This is a genomic window from Streptomyces sp. NBC_00038 (assembly GCF_026343635.1).
Taxonomy (GTDB): domain Bacteria; phylum Actinomycetota; class Actinomycetes; order Streptomycetales; family Streptomycetaceae; genus Streptomyces.
In genome coordinates, this window is sequence record NZ_JAPELQ010000001.1 from 1,135,939 (window position 1) to 1,154,870 (window position 18,932).

The following is an 18,932-nucleotide window of genomic DNA, read 5'->3' on the forward strand; positions in this document are numbered from 1 at the left end:
GAATGCCGAACACCATCACCCCGCGTCTCCAGTACAGCGCCACGGCCGTGCGCCCGCGCTGGGACGACCTCCCGCAGGACGTCCGTCAGCTCATCTCCCGACGCCTGGGTGGTGTGGTGGACGCAGGGCCGAGCACCGGAAGCGGGTTCACCAGCGGCTTCGCCGCTGTACTCCGCAGCGCCAACGGTCCTGCGTTCATCAAGGCGGTCAACACCATGGACAACGCTGTAATCGCCGACTGCTACCAGCGCGAGGCATTGATCAACCAGGCACTGCCGACCGAGGTTCCCGCGCCCCGCCTACGGTGGATCGAGGAGCAGGCAGACGGGTGGATCGTCCTGGGATTCGATGCGGTCGATGGCGGCCGCATGCCCAATGCGCCGTGGAACCCTGCCGAACTCGCAGCGACGCTCGACGCCTGGACGGTCACGGCCGAAGCACTCTCCACGCCATCCGAGGCACTCCAGCAGGTCGGCCTCAAGCCGATCGGTGACGGCAGCGACTTCGCCGACTGGCGCGGCCTCGCCAGCGGTGCTTCCAGTACGAAAGCCCTGCCGACATGGGTGCCGACCAACCGGCTGGAAACATTGGCTGAGCTCGAAACCCAATGGCGACAGGCCGTGGCCGGCAATGCAGTTCTTCACCACGACCTGCGCCAGGACAACGTTCTGCTCGATACGAACGGATCCGCGTGGATCTGCGACTGGAACTGGCCGTGCCTCGGGGCAAGTTGGTTTGACCTCGTACTCCTCCTGGCCACAGCGCACGCCGACGGGCACGATGCCACCACCCTCTTCGCGAGCCACCCCACAGCCCGAGAAGTCGACGATCAGCGGCTCGATGCGGCCCTGGCCGCCCTCTCGGGCTTCTTCCTGGTCTCCGGCGCACAACCCCCGGCGGACTGGTCCCCGTACATTCGCCAGCACCAGACCTGGTGCGGCGAGGTCACTCTGCGATGGCTGGCCGACCGTCGCGGCTGGGCGTTCTGACCGTCGAAGTCGTCCAGGGTCAGGGTCAGTCACGCCGTTCTGCTACGCCGATACCCGGCCCACAAGCGCCCGCCGACCTGAGCCAGTACCTCGTCCACCACATCGACAAGGGCCACACACCGTCCGTCCAATGCCTCACGGACTGCGTCATGCATGCGCACGTCGAGCCCCGGCGCAGTGATCACAAGGCGCCGGGCCAGCCACTTCCCGCCGCCACTCCACACGCCGGCATGCGCCAACGCCAGCTCACCGGTCCGCCGCGCCAGTTCCGTGGCGATGAACAGACGCTCGCCCGGGTCGGGGCTTCCGGCAAGATCGTCTAGGAGATCCGTGATCGCATAGCGGTAGTCCTCAATCTCCTCGACAGTCGCAGCGGGTGGCCCCGCGGCGGCCCGCTTCCGGGCTTCGGCGGCAAGGCGCTCACCGGCACCGTCCCTGTCAAGAAACAGCAGTCCGTCCGCGCACATCCACAGCAGTGGCGATCGACGCTTCCGCACTTCCCGCTCTACGAAGGTGTGCCACGTCTCCTCGGTATGCACGAACAGCTCGACCGGCCAGTCTCCATGCTGAAGGCTCTCCCGGTAAGGAGCCGGCGCTCCGTGCAACAGCACCACGATGTCGAGATCAGACGTCACCGTGCGGCGCTCCGTGACGACACTGCCCCCGAGGAACGCAGCCCGAGCGGCAGGATGACGTTCCTCTACAACGGCGCGCGCCGCGGCAACCGGATCCACGCGGCCACTATCCGTATTTCCTACGCAGCATGCACGCGGTTTCTTCGACCGGCCCGGAACACTGTCCACGGACAGCGGGCCGTCCGGGTCAGCGGTCATTCCAGGTGGCTCTGCCGGAAGCGGCCTGGTCGTAAGCCGCTCAGGCCGCTTGATGCTCAACTCGCGGATGTACATCGGCTATTGGTACAGCTTCCGCGACAGCCAGGTGGGCGCTGCCGGCACAGGTGACGATCGCCCTCTCTGCAGGCACGTCGCCCTGCGAGGACGTCAAAGGTGCGGCCTGCTTTGTGGAGGTGGGGATTGCCAGTTCGAACCAAGTGATCTTCCCCGCTGTGCAGGGGTTCGACCCCCACTCCGTTGCCAATGCGGCGACGAGGGACAGGCCGCGCCCATGCTCGTCCGTGGACAGCGCCTGTGCCGGAGTCACCGAGGTGGGATCGGCATCAGTGACTTCCACGCGGAGCCGCTCTCCGGCCAACCGTACGCACACCACGCACGCGGCTTTCGTGTGCGTGACCGAGTTCGCGACCAGTTCCCCGGTGAGCAGCTTCAAGTCGTGGATCAGTTCCTCACCCAGGCTCAGCCCAAGCCGCCGAGCGCGGTCCACAACGCGGTCCCGTGCTGCCGGCACCGCTTCGACCAGAGGCGGGACGGTGAACGCGTAGGGCGATTCTTCGAGCGGGCGAGACATAGCTGGAACCTCTCGATGGGCAGGAGCTAGGGCGTCAACGCGATCTCCCATAAGTGAACGGATCGCTCGCCGACCTCACCGGGCAGCCCCGCAGGGCAACCGGGAGATCCGGAAAGAGCCCGGCAGGTGGCGGATGACCACCATGGGGCACAAGCCGCCCGACTCCCTATCCCTCTGGTGATATCACCGTCGCGATGTCGATGAGCTGATTCCCTCTTGAAGTTGCTGGTCGCGGAGCTGGTGTGGGTCGGGGACGGAGTGCTCGTGATGGTCAGTGGTGTGACCGGTAGCAGGTGATCGTCTGCCGCGGGGCGGTTTGACCGCGAGCGCCAGGACCAGGAGCGCCACAAGTGGGGCACGGCCTGGAAGCTGACCGGTCGTATCTTCACCAAGGAGGACGGCTCCTGGCTCCACCCCGGCAAGGTCTCCGACCTGTTCGAGCGCCTGGTGGCCGAGGCCGGCCTGCCGCCGATCCGACTGCACGACCTCCGCCACGGCGCCGCGCCCCTCATGCTCGCGGCGGGTGTGGACATCAAGGTCGTCTCAGAAACCCTCGGCCACAGCGACACCCGCATCACCCGGGACATCTACCAAAACCGTCCTCGACGACCTCGTGCGTGCCGCCGCCGAGGCCGTCGTCAAGCTCGTCCCGCGCGCCCGCAAGCGGCAGTCCGTGGCCAACACGCCCGACATCACCAACGCCTCAGAGGTCTTCTCCCCTCGTGATGCGCGCGGCAGCGTTGAAGACCAAGCGCAGTCGGCGTAACACTTCGCCCCAGGGCGGTCTCGGCCAAGGGCAGTCGGCCGAGACCGCCGCTCATCGTTTCCAATCCGGCCACCAGGGACGCGGGGTGTAGAGCCGTACCGGGCCACCAGCCCATTCCTTGAACCTCGATACGAAGATGGCACGGCAGTGGTTGGTCTCCTCGCGCCCCCCGGCCGCGTCCCAAGCCTGATCGGACACCGCGACAGCAACCTCGCTGATCACCTCCGCAACCGCACTGCGAACCACAGGAGCGTCCAAGAGCCGAGCCGCCTCGTTCATTCCCCGCCCATGCAAACCCGTTTCGGTGGTGACCACCGCACCAAGGTGTAACGCACCGCTCAGGCGCAGAGGCAACCGTGACTCCGCGGCTTCGTTACTGTCGTGGAGCCGTTCAGCGAGGGCTGGAAGAAGCTCGTCGTAGGCCTGGCTCACCAAATCGGTCCCGCCCTCCCAGAAGGCCCACCCGTCTCCCCGGTCCTCAGATCTCAGCGTTCGTCGCTCGCCAAGGACATCCGACCAAACCGCCTGGAAGCGGTGCTGCAGCTGCTTCATCTCCGAACCCGTGCGTCCTGCGGCGTCGCGAATCTGAAGCATCAGCAGGGAGGAAGGCTTGACGGGTGGCACGGCCTTGGGTCGTTGGTCTCGGTCAAGTTGAGCGGCGAGCCACAGCGAGTGAAAACGGACTCTCTCTTCTTCCACCGCCGGCCTGCTCACGGCCATGTCACAGAGCTGCTGAATCACGCACTGGAGCTTCTCCCACCTTGGGAGCGCTTCCCCATGCAGCAGTTTCCCCACCATCTCGTGGCTGACCGTGTCTGGCAGGTCGTCTCGCTCCCGAATGAGGCGACTGATCCGGCTGGTACCCGGCATCGCTGCATCCACGTAGAGACCATGCACGGCGGCCACGAGTTCCCTCAGAGGACCGGGCGGCAGCTTGACTTCGCTCGGCATCGCAATCCCCACTGCTGCCCCTTCACCTGCCGCTCCAACTGGCTTTCAGATTCTTTCAGTTGTGTTCAGGAGACGTGGGTGCATCAGATTCCCGGGCTCAAGCTGGAACAACGACGTCGCGCCCCTGATCTGTCTCTCGAAAAGGAACTCGCATGTCTCCGGCTCACAAACCATCACGTCCGTCGGCCCGCCTCGCCCTCGTCACCGGAGTCGTCTCTGGGACTACCCGCGCACTCATCTCCTGGCTGCTCAATTGGGCCATGCCGGGCTAGGACCCGGCCGGGAAGAGCACCAGCGCCGCGTCGGCTCACCCAGCCCTGCCCCCGGTCACGGGCTGGGTGTCGGCTCCCTCGGAGCTAGCCGATTGCGGGGTCCGCTGCGTGTCCGCCGGTTCAGCTTCTGCGGCCGGGCTCGACTCACCTGATCCGGAACTCAGGAGGTCCCGAGCATGCACCAGCCCGGATGGCCCCCACAGAAAGAGCGGCAGCAGGAGGACCGGCCCCACCGACACGACGGACACCACGCCCTCGGGTACTCCCAGGGTCGTCAGGCCGAGTGCGAGGAAGGACGACAAGGCAATACCGACCCCGACGAGCAGTGCAGTCTTCTTCCTGTCCCGTTCACCGGTATCGGTTGCCGGTACAAGCTCCGCCTCCCCCAGCAGCGCGAGGGGGGTTTCCATACACAACCCGTGAAGAATCTTGCCGAGCCTCGGGGCCACTGCATCCACCGCCTGGGGCCCGTTCTGCAACACCTCACGGCTGCCGGCTCTCAGCGTGTCCCGCACCCTCGTCGCGTGGGTGGTCATCTCGGCTCGCAGCCACCTGCTCTCGTCCTTTTGAGCCCAATGGACGAGGATCGCGCCCAGGCCACTGACCGATGCGTCCAGCCGTGTCGACGGCGTCCTCCCATCCCGGACTTCATGCGCTGTGATCAGCGCCTGGCACGCCGCCCTGACCGCTGGCAGGCGGAGGCGCGGGGAGAAAATCCGGGCCATCCCGCCAACAACGCCGAGGACGAGCATCACCACGGTGAAGACGGACGCAAACGCCCGGTACGAGTCCGGTCCTGCGCCGTCCTCAGTCTGCAACCCGTTCAAGTCGCGGATGGTCAGCCCGAAGACCGTCAGGATCGGCCCTGCGACGAGGAGGGTCGCAACGGCGGTCATGACCCACAGTTCGAGCAGCTTGTCCCGCAGTTCCTCTCGACAGGAGAGAGGTATCTGGAACCTCTCCATGGCCATATCGAGCCGCCTGACGATCCCCCGGCTCGTGCCGGTCGTCCCATGGCGCCGCCCGTTCACGGCACCCCTGACCCGCCGCGCTGCCCAGAAGCAGAACGGGAAGACCATCTGCACGGCGATCGGTGCGATGAGCAGGCAGAAGATCACACAGCCCATCACCACGGCCATGTCGTTGGCGACTTGATCTGTACCTGCGTCCACACTGCCCACGCGCCACCCCCAGCATCGAGTTCCGTCCCGATTACACCCGATGGCACTGACACCCGGGACGGACTCTTGCCTTGTGGGATACCCACAACAGTGGCAACAGCGGACAGCGACCGACCACGTCCCTCTGTGGCCACCCCTCTGCACACTCGCTGCGCACGTGGCCACCCCTCGCTCACGCGGCCCCTACGAGTGCACCGGCCTCAGACCACGAACACTCCACCGCAGACCACCTCCTACCTCACGGCAGTTGCAAACTGTGGGGCTGAGCGACAGCGTGATGTCCCATCGACCCGAACCAGCTCAGAAGCGTCATCCGCCCCTCCGCTCCAGGGACTTTTCAGGGACTTTCAGCTCTGTCTGAGGGACTTCCGAGGGACTTTTCGCCGCCTAACGCGGCAAGCCCATGAAAGATCAGAAAGGGCCTCCGTCCCAGATCAGAGGCCCTTTCCAAGGCAAAACCGCAGGTAGCGGCAGACGAGCCGAGCTGTACGCCGGGTTCTGTTGCCCCGGCGGCCATTGCGTCAGGCCATGAGCACGCCACTCGGCATCTCGCCAGCGCTCGATTCGTCGCACACGCTCTAAACCGGTCCGTAACAGGACCCCAGCGCCGACAACGGCAGTCCAGCGAGCGAAGGACCGGTGTCAGCGCCCCCGACGGATTCCGACTCTTCGACGGCGAGGAAGTAACGGCCGGCTCCTTCGTCCCTCCGCCAGTCCGCACCGGAATTGCTGACGACCACCGCCGCGGCTCGTACGTATGCGGGCCGGGCGGCGTCGACCGTCTCGATCTGATCCATCGCCCACAGGCCAAAGGGTGTCGCTACAGGTGACCGCCTCACCCTGAACGTCGATACTGCACAGAGTGGACCCGCTCAGCTCGCCCACACGCATGACATCAACACCTGACACTCCGTCACAAAAGTCAGCATTAGGTCAGCATCAGCCCCGCCAGACCCCGCTTCCAGCCGCTACGGACCGCCAAGATCAAAAACCAGCCGCACGCGCTCTGACCAGGAAACATACCGGTCAGAGGCTCAGCTGCTAATCTCACCAGGAGGTACCCATGAAGATGCTCATCAACGTGGCGGAGACGGTGGTCGCGGACGCGCTGCGGGGCATGGCGGCAGCGCATCCGGAGCTGACGGTGGATGTCGAGAACCGGGTGATCGTACGGCGGGACGCTCCCGTGGCCGGAAGGGTGGGCCTGGTGTCCGGCGGCGGCTCGGGGCACGAGCCGCTGCACGGCGGTTTCGTGGGTCCCGGGATGCTGTCGGCGGCCTGTCCCGGCGAGGTCTTCACGTCACCTGTGCCGGACCAGATGCTGCGGGCCGCGGCCGCCGTGGACAGCGGCGCGGGCGTGCTGTTCATCGTGAAGAACTACACGGGTGACGTGCTCAACTTCGACATGGCGGCCGAGCTCGCCGAGGACGAGGGCATCCGGATCGCCAAGGTCCTCGTCAATGACGACGTCGCCGTCACCGACAGCCTCTACACGGCCGGGCGGCGCGGCACGGGCGCGACGCTGTACGTGGAGAAGATCGCGGGCGCCGCCGCCGAGGAGGGCGCACCGCTGGAGCGGGTCGAGGCGCTGGCCCGCCAGGTGAACGAGAGCTCCCGCAGTTTCGGGGTCGCCCTCAGCGCCTGCACCACTCCGGCCAAGGGCAGCCCCACCTTCGACCTGCCCCCCGGGGAGCTGGAACTGGGTGTCGGCATCCACGGCGAGCCGGGCCGTGAGCGGCGCGCGATGATGACCTCACGGGAGATCGCCGACTTCTCGGTGCACGCGATCCTGGAGGACCTCGACCCGCGCAATCCCGTGCTGGTCCTGGTCAACGGCATGGGCGCGACGCCTCTCCTGGAGCTGTACGGCTTCAACGCGGAGGTGCAGCGGGTGCTGACCGAGCGCGGGGTCGTCGTGGCGCACACCCTGGTGGGCAACTACGTCACCTCGCTCGACATGGCCGGTGCCTCGGTGACGCTGTGCCAGGTCGACGAGGAGCTGCTGCGGCTGTGGAACGCACCTGTGAAGACACCGGGCCTGCGCTGGGGCGTCTGACACCAACTCCGCATCCCGTCAACGTTCGTACCACGCAAGGAGATTCCGTGCTCGACGCCGATTTCTTCCGCCGTTGGATGACGGTCACCGCCGCGTCCGTGGACCGCGAGGCGGAACGGCTCACCGCCCTGGACTCGCCGATCGGTGACGCCGACCACGGCAGCAATCTGAAGCGCGGGTTCACCGCCGTGGCGGCCACGCTGGAGAAGGAGGCCCCGGACACGCCGGGCGCCGTCCTCACGCTCGCCGGACGGCAGCTGATCTCGACGGTCGGCGGGGCGTCCGGACCGTTGTACGGCACCCTGCTGCGCCGTACCGGCAAGGCGCTCGGGGACGCTGCCGAGGTCACCGAGGAGCAGTTCGCCGACGCGTTGCGCACGGGCGTGGACGCGGTGATGACACTGGGCGGAGCCGCGCCCGGCGACAAGACCATGATCGACGCTCTGGTGCCCGCCGTCGACGCGCTCTCCGACTCCTTCGCCGCGGCGAAGGCCGCCGCCGAGGAGGGTGCCGCCGCGACGATCCCGCTGCAGGCCCGCAAGGGCAGGGCGAGCTATCTGGGCGAGCGCAGTGTCGGTCACCAGGATCCCGGTGCCACGTCCTCCGCACTGCTGATCGGCGCCCTGGAGGAGGCGGCCGGTGAGTGACGCAACGGGCTCCGCCGACTCCGGTCCCCAGCTCGTCGGCATCGTGCTCGTGTCGCACAGTGCCGCCGTCGCCGCCTCCGTCGCCGAGCTGGCGACGGGGCTCGCGGGCGGCGGCACGACGGCTCCCGTCGCCCCGGCGGGCGGCACGATGGACGGCGGCCTCGGCACGAGCGCCGAGCTGATCTCCGCCGCTGCCGCCTCCGTGGACCGCGGCGCCGGGGTCGCCGTCCTCACCGACCTCGGCAGCGCGGTCCTCACCGTGAAGGCGCTGCTCGCCGAGGGCGACGAGCTCCCCGAGAACACCCGCCTGGTGGACGCGCCCTTCGTCGAGGGCGCGGTGGCCGCGGTCGTCACGGCCTCGGCGGGTGCGGACCTGACCACGGTGGAGGCGGCCGCGGCGGAGGCGTACTCGTACCGGAAGGAATGATGTAGGCCCGCCGGGAGAGGTGGCTCAGTTCTCCTTGACGAACTTGCGCGCCAGGCTCTCCCCCAGCGTCACCGCCGCCCGGTGGCTCTCGATGGGCGAGACCCGGGAGTCCTTGAACACCAGGTAGGTGACCCCCGAGCCCGTCCCGCCGCGGATCGGATCGGGGCGGATACCGAGGCCTCTGGCGGTGGCGTACGAGGCCTCGCCGATGATGTGGCGCGGGCCGATGTCGCCGACGACCGCGTACTGGACGCGGTCACGGTAGATCACGGCGGCCACCGAACCGGCGCGGACGTCGTGGTCGCGGTGGTTCCAGATGCTGCTGACGCCGGGGACGACGATGTACGGGAGGGTCTCGGCGTCCAGCTGCTGTCCGTCGGACTGCTGGTAGGCGGTGGCGTCGGAGAAGAGCGGGTCGGTACGGCTGTTGCAGCGCGGGCCGGGGCGGCCGTCGCAGTCGATGTCCATGTCGGCCTTCCAGAACACGGCGCCCCGTGTTCCGCAGACGGGGATGTCGGCGCGGGCACCGTCGTCACTGCGGTAGCGCCCGTTCGAGATCTGGACGCAGCCGCGTACCTTCGCAAGCAGGTCGGCGGCCTGGACGTTCCCCTCATGCACCGCCACGGGGGTGCTCGGGCGGGCGGCGGTGGGAAGCGCCGCGGGACCGGGGGCAGGAGCGAGCAGGGCGGCGCCGGCCACGGCCAGCGTCAGCGACTGGACACGCACGATGAGAGACCCTCTCCTGGGGGACATTGACGGTCACCCGCCCAAATGTGGTGCGTATCTGACGGCCCGTCCACCGGGAGGGGTCCGGACGGTGCACGGCCGAGGTGACAGGCGGTGTGCGGCCGAGGGCCCGAGCCGCAGTCGGCTCCGGCCACTCGACCGCCTTCGCCGGCGCGGGAACAGCGACGACAGCGGTCCGCGCCGTGGGCGTGAACTCCCCTGAGAAAGGGGCGAGTTCACGCCGCGTCATGAATCAGCATACGTACCCCTCGACGGTCCGACGAACGGCCACCGCCCTCTTGATGTGATCGCACCGGCGGTGTCCAATAGGTACAGACCAATCCCGTCGAGGGAAGGCAGGACCGTGCGACGCGTTCCCCACGCGCTGATCTGCGGCTCGCTGCTCGTCCTGACGTCCTGTGGGTGGGGCGCGCAGAGCGACGGCCAGGGCGCAAAGCTGCCCTCGGCACCGATGGGCGTCACCGCCGCGGCGGGGAGCGCGACCAGCGTGCACGTCATGTGGAACCGGGCTTCCGGGGATCCGGAGGTCACCGAGTACGTGGTGTACCGCGGCATGACCAAGGTCAAGGCGGTGCCCGGCGCCGAGCACATGGTGGACATCACCCGGCTCAAGCCGTCCACGACGTACGTCTTCAACGTCCGCGCCCTGAACGCCGACGGAAATCCCGGGCCGCCCAGCAAACAGGTCCGCGCCACCACACCGGCAGCAGTGGCGGCCGATGAGAAGGCCCCGAGCAGCCCCGGCCGCCCGAGCGGAAAGACGGTCGGGAGCGGGTCGGTCCAGCTGTCCTGGGAGAAGTCGACGGACGACCAGGGCGTGGCCTCGTACGACATCTATCAGGGCGCCTCCAAGATCCACAGCGTCGGTGGCGGGCAGACCGCGACCGTGGTGACCGGGCTGCGGGCCGGCACCGGCTACTCCTTCACCGTGAAGGCGCGCGACGCGGCGGACAACGTCTCGGCCGCGAGCGATGCCGTCCGGCTCACCACCGCACCCGGTTCCGACGACGGAAAGGGCACCGCGCCGACCGACTTCCGCGCCACCACGCACCTCGCCGACGGCGCGTACTACCTCGATCTGTCCTGGATTCCGCCGGACGCGGACGGTGTGATCACGGAGTATCAGATCCACCTGGACGGGGAAGTGGCGACCTCGCTCGTCTGGGGTGGCACCGCGCCGAGCGAGAAGGCGACGTACAGCTTCTATGTGGGACGGGACGCGGATGTCACGCACCGGGTGCGGATGCGGGCGAAGCTGCCGGACGGCACGTGGGGCGGGTACTCGGCGGAGCGCACGGTGACGACGGGCGCCGAGGGATAATTCGGCGCCGGCGGGACGTACCTGAGCGGCGGCCGAGTGGAGAGACAGGCCGCCAGGCGTCGGCCGGACGATGGAATCCGTCACCTGCCCGGTCCCCGTCCGCATGCGGGCCGGGCCAAAGGCACGTTGGCTCACACCTGAAGGCAGCACGGGCCTTGCCAATCCTCGGCGGCGCATGGGATGTACCGCCAACCGTGCCGCTGGAGGGCAGTCCTATGCGTACTAGTCAGATACTTCTCCGCTCCGGCCTGACCGTGGCCGCCGCCGCTGCGCTTCCGCTCACCCTGGCCGCTCCGTCGGCCGTCGCACTGGGTTCGGGGATCTCCGTGAGCACCAGCGGTTCCACGGTTTCGGTCACGACCAGTGCCTGTCCGAGCAATGGGAGCAGCTTCGGCAATGCCTCGTTGCTCTCCAGTGGACAGGGCAGTTTCGCCCAGGGGCGCCAGGTGGCCCTGACCGGGACGAGCACCAGTCAGGCGGCTTCCTGGTCAAGCGTTAGCGCTGGCACCTATACCGTCATCGTGGTCTGCCAGGACGGAACGACGGCGGGCACCCAGTCCATCGTCGTCTCGGCCACCGCCACCGCGACGCCCAGAGTCTCCGCGACGCCGTCGCTCGGGGTCATGGGCGGTTTCGGTGGAGCGGCCAAGGACTACGGCACCGTCACCCTGGTGGGCGGTGCGGCACTGGTGGCCACTGGCGCCGTAGCGGGAGCCTGGTTCCTGCGCCGCCGGGCCAAGCCGCACCGGCTCTGATCCGGGGTTCGTCACCACGGCGGCCGTCCACCCGACTCCGGTCGGAGGGGCGGCCGCTACTCGTGCGCGGGCAACTGCTCGAACTCCTCCAGCGCGTGGGCCAGCCACCGCGTCCAGAAGGTCTCCAGGTCGATTCCGGCGCGCAGGACGAGGTGCCGCAGTCGGTCCTGCGCGGTGTCCTTCCCTGGCGGGAAATCGCGCGTCTGGATTTCCTCGTACTCCTCCAACTGCCGCTGATGCAGGTCGAGATGGCGGCGCAGGTCCCCCTCGATGCCCGCGGTGCCGACGACGGCGGAGGCGCGCAGCCGCAGCAGCATGGTGTCGCGCAGGGGCTTCGGGTCCTGGGAGGCGGCGGTCCAGCGGGCGAGTTCGGCGCGGCCCGCGGGCAGGACCTCGTAGCTCTTCTTCTGCCCGCGGGCCGGCTGCTCGGACGGCAACTCGCGGATGTGGCCCTCGGCCTCCAGCTTTCCCAGCTCGCGATAGATCTGCTGATGCGTCGCCGACCAGAAGTAGCCGATCGACTTGTCGAACCGCCGGGTGAGTTCGAGGCCCGACGACGGCTTCTCTAGCAGGGCGGTGAGGATCGCGTGCGGGAGTGACATGGGGTCATCCTAGGGACGGGTCGCGGAACCCCTACAGTGCCGCCGCCAGCTCCGTGCCCTGCTTGATGGCTCGCTTGGCGTCCAGTTCGGCGGCCACGTCGGCGCCACCGATGAGGTGCACGCTGCTGCCCGCGGCGAGCAGCTCCTCGTACAGGCCGCGGCGCGGGTCCTGCCCGGTGCACAGGACGATCGTGTCGACGTCCAGGACCTGGCTCTGTCCCTCGATGGTGACGTGCAGTCCGGCGTCGTCGATCCGGTCGTACTGGACGCCCGGGACCATGGTGACGCCGCGGTGCTTGAGTTCGGCGCGGTGGATCCAGCCGGTGGTCTTGCCGAGTCCGGCGCCGACCTTGGAGGCCTTGCGCTGGAGGAGGTGGACGGTGCGGGGCGGGGCGGACCGCTCGGGGGCGGCGAGGCCGCCGGGCCCCCGGTAGTCCATGTCTACGCCCCAGTTCCGGAAGTACGTCGCCGGGTCCTCGCTCGCCTTGTCGCCGCTGTCGGTCAGGTACTCGGCGACGTCGAAGCCGATGCCTCCGGCGCCGAGGATCGCCACGCGGTCGCCGACGGGGGCGCCGTCGCGCAGCACGTCCAAGTAGCCGACGACGCTGGGGTGGTCGACGCCGGGGATCTCGGGGGTGCGCGGGCTGACGCCGGTCGCGACCACGACCTCGTCGTGTCCGAGGACGTCCTCGGCGGTGATGCGGGTGTTCAACCGCACGTCCACGCCGTGCAGTTCGAGCTGTGTACGGAAGTAGCGGATCGTCTCGTCGAACTCCTGCTTGCCGGGGACCTTGCGGGCCACGTTGAGCTGGCCGCCGATCTCGTGCGCGGCGTCGTAGAGGGTGACGTCGTGGCCGCGCTCGGCGGCGGAGACCGCGCAGGCGAGTCCGGCGGGACCCGCGCCGACCACGGCAACTCGCTTGCGCAGCTTGGTCGGCGAGAGGACGAGCTCCGTCTCGTGACAGGCGCGCGGGTTGACCAGGCAGGAGGTGATCTTGCCGCTGAAGGTGTGGTCGAGGCAGGCCTGGTTGCAGCCGATGCAGGTGTTGATGGCCTCGGGCCGGCCCGCCTGCGCCTTGGCGACGAAGTCGGGGTCGGCGAGCATCGGGCGGGCCAGGGACACCATGTCGGCGTGGCCGTCGGCGAGCAACTGCTCGGCGAGTTCGGGGGTGTTGATGCGGTTGGTGGTGACGAGGGGGATCGAGACGGCACCCATGACCTTCTTGGTCACCCACGTGTACGCACCGCGCGGCACCGAGGTCGCGATGGTGGGGATGCGGGCCTCGTGCCAGCCGATGCCGGTGTTGATGATCGTGGCTCCGGCGGCCTCGACGGCCTGGGCGAGGGTGATCACCTCCTCCAGGGAGGAGCCGCCGGGCACCAGGTCCAGCATCGACAGGCGGTAGATGATGATGAAGTCCGCGCCGACCGCCTCGCGCACACGCCGGACGATCTCCAGGGGGAAGCGCGTGCGGTTCTCGTACGAGCCGCCCCAGCGGTCCTCGCGTTTGTTGGTCTGGGTAGCGATGAACTCGTTGATCAGGTACCCCTCGGAGCCCATGATCTCGACGCCGTCGTAGCCGGCCCGTTTCGCCAGGCGGGCGGCGCGCGCGTAGTCGTCGATGGTCTGCTCGACCTCGGCGTCGGTGAGCGCGTGCGGCGGGAAGGGGCTGATCGGGGCCTGGAGGGCGCTGGGCGCGACGAGATCCTGGTGGTAGGCGTACCGCCCGAAGTGCAGGATCTGCATGGCGATCTTCCCACCCTCGCGGTGCACCGCGGCCGTGATCTCCGCGTGCTGATCGGCTTCCGCCTCGGTGGTCAGCTTGGCGCCGCCCTCGTACGGCCGTCCCGCCTCGTTGGGCGCGATGCCGCCGGTCACGATGAGGCCGACCCCGCCGCGGGCCCGGGTGGCGTAGAACTCCGCCATCCGCTCGAAGCCGCGCTCGGCCTCTTCCAGGCCCACGTGCATGGAGCCCATGAGCACGCGGTTGGGCAGCGTGGTGAAGCCCAGGTCGAGCGGGGTCAGCAGGTGCGGGTAACGGCTCATCGGGCGGCCCTCCGTGCGCGGTGTCGTGATGTCTGTTGTAAACGACGGGCCGCAGTTTATGCAACTAGTTGCACAATGAGGTCGCTCACTCGGCCGACGCGACGGGGAACGCGACGTGCCGAGCGAGCGGAGTCGGTCGAGTGGCTAGAGCTTGAGGCCGATCACGACGTTGGCGTACAGCTCGTCGGATACGGCCAGCCGGCCTGCCAGGCCGCTGCGAGTGAAGGCCTCGACGGCCCGGGACGCCTGGCGCTCGCTCGTCTCGACGAGGAGGCAGCCGCCGGGGGCCAGCCATCGGGGGGCCTCGGCGGCGACCCGGCGCAGGATGTCGAGCCCGTCGGAGCCACCGTCGAGAGCGACGAGGGGCTCGTGGTCGCGGGCCTCCGCCGGCAGGAGTCCGACCTCGTCGGTGGGGACGTACGGCACGTTGGCGGCCAGCACGTCGACGCGGCCGCGCAGGGTGTCGGGCAGGGCGGCGAAGAGGTCGCCCTCGTGGACGTGACCGGCGAAGGGCTCGACGTTGCGGCGGGCGCAGCGCACCGCCGCCGGGTCGATGTCGGCGGCGTGCAGTTCGGGCCCGCCGAGGGAGGCGGCCAGTGCGGCGCCCACCGCGCCGGAGCCGCAGCACAGGTCCACGACGAGGGACGCGTCCCGCGCGAGGGCGACCGCCTGGTCGACGAGGAACTCGGTGCGGCGACGGGGCACGAAGACACCCGGCTCCACGGCGACGCGCAGCCCGTGGAACCCGGCCCAGCCGAGCACGTGTTCAAGGGGAAGTCCCGCGACGCGCCGGTCCACCATGGCGGCGACATCGTCCGGGGTGCGAGCGGTGGAGAGGATCAGCTCCGCCTCGTCCTCGGCGAAGACACAGCCGGCGGAGCGGAGCGTGGTGACAACGGAATCAAAGAGAGGGAGCAGAAGAGGCATGGAAGCCGAGGGCCTTTCGGTGAGCCGAAGGGCGCTCTCGCGGCCGCCTACTGGCGGTGAGCCGCGTTGCCTTGAGGTGAGAGCACCCGACCTGACCAAGCGTTGATGGGTCCCACCTCCTGGGCAACTCTTTGACTGGGGCGATCCACAGCCGACGCGGAAACATTAACAGGAACGGTCAGACAGCGACCGACTCCTCCAGCTCTTCCTCGGCCTCCTCGGCTTCATCGAGGGGCTTCGGCCGTACGTGGCCACGGGCTCGCCCTCGCTCCACGGCACCGGCGACGGCCGTCACCAGGAGGCCGACCAGCAGCCAGACGACCAGCGTCCAGAGGTTGCCGGACAGGCCGTCGCCGTCGAAGTAGAGGAGGCCCCGGACTCCCTCGACGAACCCGGCGCCGTTCCAGAAGGCGTGCAGGGTGCCGAAGAAGCCGTTCTGAAGCTCGGGCCTGAACAAACCACCGGAACTGGTGAAGTTGAGCATCACGAAGAGCACCATCATGGCGAGCGTGGTCCACCGCTTGAGGAACGTGTGGAGTCCGACGCCGATGAAGAGGATGCCGGCGGAGTAGAGCCAGCTCATCCCCCACACGCTCGCGAGGTCGTGGTCCGCGAGGTGGAACACCGGTCCGGCGAGCAGCGTGCCGATGACGCTCACGGCACCGGAGATGCCGACGGCCAGCAGCGCCCGTGCCCGCATGGGCAGCTCGCCGCCCGCGGCACCGAGTGCGGCGACGGACGCGTACGAGCCGATGCTCAGCGCGATCAACAGGAAGAACAGGCCCTGGCCCGTGGGGTCGTCGGCGGCCGGCGGGGCGACGTCGGTGACCTTCAGCGGCAGATTCTGCTGGGCGGCGACCGGGGTGAAGACCTTCTCGACCGCCGTGGCTCCCATGTCGGAAGCGGCGGTGGCGACGACCAGCTCCGGCGCCTTCGAGCTCGGGATGTACGCACCCGTGATGTCACGGGACTTGAGCAGGTCGACCGCCTCGGCGCGGCTCGCGACGGTGCGGACGTCGAGCTTGTCCCCCGCCTCGTCCTTGACCGACTGCGCGAACACCTTGACCTCGGGACCGCTGCCCACGACGGCGACGGGCAGGTGGTTCGGCTCGGGCGTGACGAAGGCGCCCATGTAGGCGAGCCCCATACCTATGCACATCAGCAGCGGGGTGATCAGGTGCGTGAGCACATGACGCAGCGCCGGTGACCGCAGCCCGGTGACCATGCGAACTCCTACTCGATCGACATACTGGTTGGCAAATACAACTCTCACTTCAGGTTGTACTATACAACTAGTAGCGCGAGGGAGGTTCCCATGAAGGCAGCCGAAGTGCTTGATGAGACCGTTGTCACTGCCACTGCCACTGCCGCCGATGCGGCCGTCGAGACCATCCAGCGCGAGATGACGTCCTTCGCCCGGCGGGCCAGGGCCACGGCAGGGCGTATGCACCCCGAGCTGTCCCTGGTCTCGTACACCCTGCTCGGGCACCTGGAGGAGCGCGGCGGCTGCCGTGCCACCGACCTCGCCGCGCACTACGCGCTGGACAAGTCCACGGTGAGCCGGCAGGTGGCCGCGCTGGAGCGGTCCGGGCTGATCGAACGACGGCTCGACCCGGAGGACCACCGGGTGCAGGTGCTGCATCTGACGGGGACGGGCACGGAGATCCTCGCCCAGGTGACCGAGAGCCGCCGAGAGGCGTTCCGTGAGCGGCTCGCGGGCTGGCCGGAGGAGGATCTCGCGCGCTTCGCCTCGTATCTGCTGCGGTACAACGCGGCGGGCGCGGACGAGCCGGTCAGCGGCCCGTCCGCGGACTGACCGGCCGGCGACCCGCCCGCGCGGTCATGGGGCTCAGGACACCGCCGCGTGCTCGGGCACGCGTGCCGCGAGGAAGCGGGTCGTGCGGCGGACCCGGAAGCCCAGGGACTCGTAGAGGCGGATGGCGTTGGTGTTGTTCGCGGCAGTGTGCAGGAACGGGGTCTCGCCGCGTTCGCGGATGCCGTGTGCGACGGCCAGGATCAACCGGGTGGCCAGGCCCTCGCCGCGGAAGTCCGGGTCGGTGCAGACCGCGCTGATCTCGGTCCAGCCCGGCGGGTGCAGCCGCTCCCCCGCCATGGCGATCAGGGCGCCGTTCCTGCGTATCCCGAGATAGGTGCCGAGTTCGACGGTGCGCGGCAGGAAGGGTCCGGGCCTGGTCCGTTCGACCAGGTCGAGCATCTCGGGCACATCGGCGGGGCCGAGCCGCACCGCCTCGGCGTCCGGGGCCGCGGCGATCCCGTCGTCGACCAGCTGAACGCCGTCCAGGCTGAAGGTCAACTCCCAGCCGTCCGGGGTCTGCCCGGTGAAACCGGCCAGCAGGGCTTCGCCGCCCGGTCCGACCAGGGCGGCGAGGTCCGCCCAGTCGTCGGCGTCCGGTTCGTCGGGGAGGGCCAGCCAGGGCGACACGTCCAGGGGGTAGCGCAGGACGCGGCCGCGGCGTTCGGCGAAGTGGGCGTGCGGGCCGGTCAGGGCACCGAACGCCGGATTGTCCAGGGGGTGCGCGCTCATCCGCCGACCTCGATCACGATCTTGCCGCGCGCGTGACCGTCCTCGACCGTGCGCAGCGCCTCGCCCGCCCGGTCGAGCGGGAAGGTCTGCGTGACGAACGGCCGCAGCTTGCCCTCGACCACGAGCTTCGCCACCTCGTCGAGCACGGCGGCGTTGCGGGCACGCTCGACGGGCCCGCCCCCGAGCCGCGCGGCGGTCCTCCGGTCGGCGCCGGTGATCAGCTTCGTAGGGTCGGCGAGGAGCGTCGCCGCGGCTTCCTGGACTTCGCCCCCGACCAGGTCGAACACGCCGTCCACACCGTCCGGGGCAGCCCCGCGCAGCCGCTCCGCCAGGTCCGGCCCGGACGGGACGTGCACGGCCCCGAGCGACTCGACGAAGTCCTTCTTGGCATCGCTCGCGACACCGACGACACGCACTCCGAAGGCGCGGGCGATCTGCGTGGCCGCGACGCCGACACCGCCGCCCGCACCGGTGATCAGCAGAGTCGCGCCGGCGGGCAGATCCAGCTGGCGGACTCCGTCGTACGCGGTCGCCGCCGCGACGGGCAGGGTCGCCGCGTCCACGTACGACAGTTCGGCGGGCTTGTGCGCGGTCAGGGTCACGGGAAGCAGGGCGTACTCGGCGTATCCGCCCGCCACCGGATTGCCGAAGACCTCGTCCCCGACGGCGAAGCCGGTCACATCGGCGCCGGCCTCCTCGACGACCCCCGCGACCTCGTTGCCGAACACCGCGGGCAGTTCGCGTGCGGGGCCACCGGGTCGGGCGTGACCCGTCCGCTGCTTCCAGTCGACGGGGTTCACGCCCGCCGCACGTACCGCGACCAGTACCTGGCCGGGGCCCGGGCTCGGCCGCTCCTGCTCCACCAGTGCCTCGGCCTCGGGTCCGCCGAACCGCGTGAAGACGTACGCCTTGGGCATGTGCTTCCTCACTCTCCCTCGCTGTCACCGGTTGCCGGGACCACTGTCACCCGCTGGAGCTGTCGGGGCCACCGGCGTCGGCACCAAGCGCTCCGCCGCCAGTCCGGTGCGTTACCTGCGGGTCCGTCGTGGCTGGTCGCGCAGTTCCCCGCGCCCCTTTGGGGCGCTGCCGAACCGCACCGGACATCGCCGGACCCGCTTAGCGGCAAGGAAGATCGCGGCGCGGCTATTCCCGGGCCCGGGGAGAGTTCATATGTCCGCAATGATCGGGGCCCCGTAGAGGCTCGGGCATAGTCGACAGCCACGTACGGTTGAATGCGTAAGTACTGATCACGCTCGACCGGCGGGCCGTCGCTC

19 protein-coding genes and 1 pseudogene are annotated in these 18,932 nt (G+C 69.1%); 8 read left to right on the plus strand and 12 right to left on the minus strand.

Annotated elements, in window-relative coordinates; all coding sequences use genetic code 11:
- Positions 1 to 2 precede the first annotated feature (2 nt).
- The gene (locus OG219_RS05275; protein WP_266823341.1) at positions 3 to 989 is read left to right on the plus strand and encodes a phosphotransferase; all 987 of its coding nucleotides are present in this window, start codon (positions 3 to 5) and stop codon (positions 987 to 989) included.
- Between the two features lie 29 nt (positions 990 to 1,018).
- Here OG219_RS05275 and OG219_RS05280 read toward each other — a convergent pair whose 3' ends face one another.
- Positions 1,019 to 1,723 carry a nucleotidyltransferase domain-containing protein gene (locus OG219_RS05280; protein ID WP_266823343.1) on the minus strand — a complete coding sequence of 235 codons (705 nt, stop codon included), beginning with the start codon at positions 1,721 to 1,723 and terminating at the stop codon, positions 1,019 to 1,021.
- A gap of 139 nt (positions 1,724 to 1,862) precedes the next feature.
- Positions 1,863 to 2,414 (minus strand): ATP-binding protein, encoded by a 552-nt coding sequence (locus OG219_RS05285; protein ID WP_266823345.1) that lies wholly within the window; start codon positions 2,412 to 2,414, stop codon positions 1,863 to 1,865.
- Between the two features lie 321 nt (positions 2,415 to 2,735).
- Here OG219_RS05285 and OG219_RS05290 point away from each other — a divergent pair.
- Positions 2,736 to 3,180, plus strand: a pseudogene (locus tag OG219_RS05290) (tyrosine-type recombinase/integrase); the annotation flags it as partial.
- A gap of 51 nt (positions 3,181 to 3,231) precedes the next feature.
- Here OG219_RS05290 and OG219_RS05295 read toward each other — a convergent pair.
- From OG219_RS05295 to OG219_RS05305, 3 genes are all read right to left on the minus strand, one after another.
- Positions 3,232 to 4,131 carry a hypothetical protein gene (locus OG219_RS05295; protein ID WP_266823347.1) on the minus strand — a complete coding sequence of 300 codons (900 nt, stop codon included), beginning with the start codon at positions 4,129 to 4,131 and terminating at the stop codon, positions 3,232 to 3,234.
- 307 nt (positions 4,132 to 4,438) lie between these two features.
- Positions 4,439 to 5,584, minus strand: a complete 1,146-nt coding sequence (locus OG219_RS05300) for a hypothetical protein (protein WP_266823349.1) — start codon at positions 5,582 to 5,584, stop codon at positions 4,439 to 4,441.
- 578 nt (positions 5,585 to 6,162) lie between these two features.
- On the minus strand, positions 6,163 to 6,381 hold the full coding sequence (locus tag OG219_RS05305) for a hypothetical protein (RefSeq protein WP_266823351.1): 219 nt from the start codon (positions 6,379 to 6,381) through the stop codon (positions 6,163 to 6,165).
- Between the two features lie 266 nt (positions 6,382 to 6,647).
- On the opposite strand from OG219_RS05305, the gene dhaK reads away from it, so the two are divergent.
- Genes dhaK through OG219_RS05320 form a run of 3 tightly spaced genes read left to right on the plus strand, consistent with a single transcriptional unit; the run spans position 6,648 to position 8,714 of the window.
- A complete protein-coding gene (dhaK, locus tag OG219_RS05310) occupies positions 6,648 to 7,640 on the plus strand; it encodes a dihydroxyacetone kinase subunit DhaK (protein ID WP_266823353.1) in 993 nt (330 codons plus the stop codon).
- A gap of 47 nt (positions 7,641 to 7,687) precedes the next feature.
- Complete coding sequence (gene dhaL, locus OG219_RS05315; RefSeq protein ID WP_266823355.1) at positions 7,688 to 8,287, plus strand: dihydroxyacetone kinase subunit DhaL; 600 nt, start codon at positions 7,688 to 7,690, stop codon at positions 8,285 to 8,287.
- Entirely contained in the window at positions 8,280 to 8,714 is a 435-nt protein-coding gene (locus OG219_RS05320) for a PTS-dependent dihydroxyacetone kinase phosphotransferase subunit DhaM (protein WP_266823357.1), read from the plus strand. The genes dhaL and OG219_RS05320 overlap by 8 nt, the downstream gene beginning before the upstream one ends.
- A 24-nt stretch (positions 8,715 to 8,738) precedes the next feature.
- On the opposite strand, the gene OG219_RS05325 is transcribed toward OG219_RS05320, so the two are convergent.
- Complete coding sequence (locus OG219_RS05325; RefSeq protein ID WP_266823359.1) at positions 8,739 to 9,440, minus strand: glycoside hydrolase family 75 protein; 702 nt, start codon at positions 9,438 to 9,440, stop codon at positions 8,739 to 8,741.
- Between the two features lie 364 nt (positions 9,441 to 9,804).
- Between OG219_RS05325 and OG219_RS05330 the strand changes: the two genes are divergently transcribed.
- Positions 9,805 to 10,782 carry a fibronectin type III domain-containing protein gene (locus tag OG219_RS05330; RefSeq protein WP_266823361.1) on the plus strand — a complete coding sequence of 326 codons (978 nt, stop codon included), beginning with the start codon at positions 9,805 to 9,807 and terminating at the stop codon, positions 10,780 to 10,782.
- A gap of 215 nt (positions 10,783 to 10,997) precedes the next feature.
- Positions 10,998 to 11,537 carry a hypothetical protein gene (locus OG219_RS05335; protein ID WP_266823363.1) on the plus strand — a complete coding sequence of 180 codons (540 nt, stop codon included), beginning with the start codon at positions 10,998 to 11,000 and terminating at the stop codon, positions 11,535 to 11,537.
- 56 nt (positions 11,538 to 11,593) lie between these two features.
- Here the strand turns inward: OG219_RS05335 and OG219_RS05340 are convergent, their stop codons facing one another.
- The 4 genes from OG219_RS05340 to OG219_RS05355 all read right to left on the minus strand — a co-directional run bounded on the left by OG219_RS05340 (position 11,594) and on the right by OG219_RS05355 (position 16,338).
- Positions 11,594 to 12,139 (minus strand): PadR family transcriptional regulator, encoded by a 546-nt coding sequence (locus OG219_RS05340; protein WP_266823365.1) that lies wholly within the window; start codon positions 12,137 to 12,139, stop codon positions 11,594 to 11,596.
- Positions 12,140 to 12,170: 31 nt separating this feature from the next.
- The gene (locus tag OG219_RS05345; protein WP_266823367.1) at positions 12,171 to 14,186 is read right to left on the minus strand and encodes an NADPH-dependent 2,4-dienoyl-CoA reductase; all 2,016 of its coding nucleotides are present in this window, start codon (positions 14,184 to 14,186) and stop codon (positions 12,171 to 12,173) included.
- A 144-nt stretch (positions 14,187 to 14,330) separates the two neighbouring features.
- Positions 14,331 to 15,113 (minus strand): putative protein N(5)-glutamine methyltransferase, encoded by a 783-nt coding sequence (locus OG219_RS05350; protein WP_266823369.1) that lies wholly within the window; start codon positions 15,111 to 15,113, stop codon positions 14,331 to 14,333.
- A 178-nt stretch (positions 15,114 to 15,291) separates the two neighbouring features.
- Positions 15,292 to 16,338 carry a hypothetical protein gene (locus OG219_RS05355; protein WP_266823370.1) on the minus strand — a complete coding sequence of 349 codons (1,047 nt, stop codon included), beginning with the start codon at positions 16,336 to 16,338 and terminating at the stop codon, positions 15,292 to 15,294.
- A gap of 90 nt (positions 16,339 to 16,428) precedes the next feature.
- Between OG219_RS05355 and OG219_RS05360 the strand changes: the two genes are divergently transcribed.
- Positions 16,429 to 16,929: a MarR family winged helix-turn-helix transcriptional regulator gene (locus OG219_RS05360; RefSeq protein ID WP_266823372.1), complete on the plus strand. Its 501-nt coding sequence runs from the start codon at positions 16,429 to 16,431 to the stop codon at positions 16,927 to 16,929.
- Positions 16,930 to 16,962: 33 nt separating this feature from the next.
- Here OG219_RS05360 and OG219_RS05365 read toward each other — a convergent pair whose 3' ends face one another.
- Entirely contained in the window at positions 16,963 to 17,658 is a 696-nt protein-coding gene (locus OG219_RS05365; protein WP_266823374.1) for a GNAT family N-acetyltransferase, read from the minus strand.
- Positions 17,655 to 18,575: an NADP-dependent oxidoreductase gene (locus OG219_RS05370; RefSeq protein WP_266823376.1), complete on the minus strand. Its 921-nt coding sequence runs from the start codon at positions 18,573 to 18,575 to the stop codon at positions 17,655 to 17,657. Before OG219_RS05370 ends, OG219_RS05365 begins: the two co-directional genes overlap by 4 nt.
- Positions 18,576 to 18,932 lie beyond the last annotated feature (357 nt).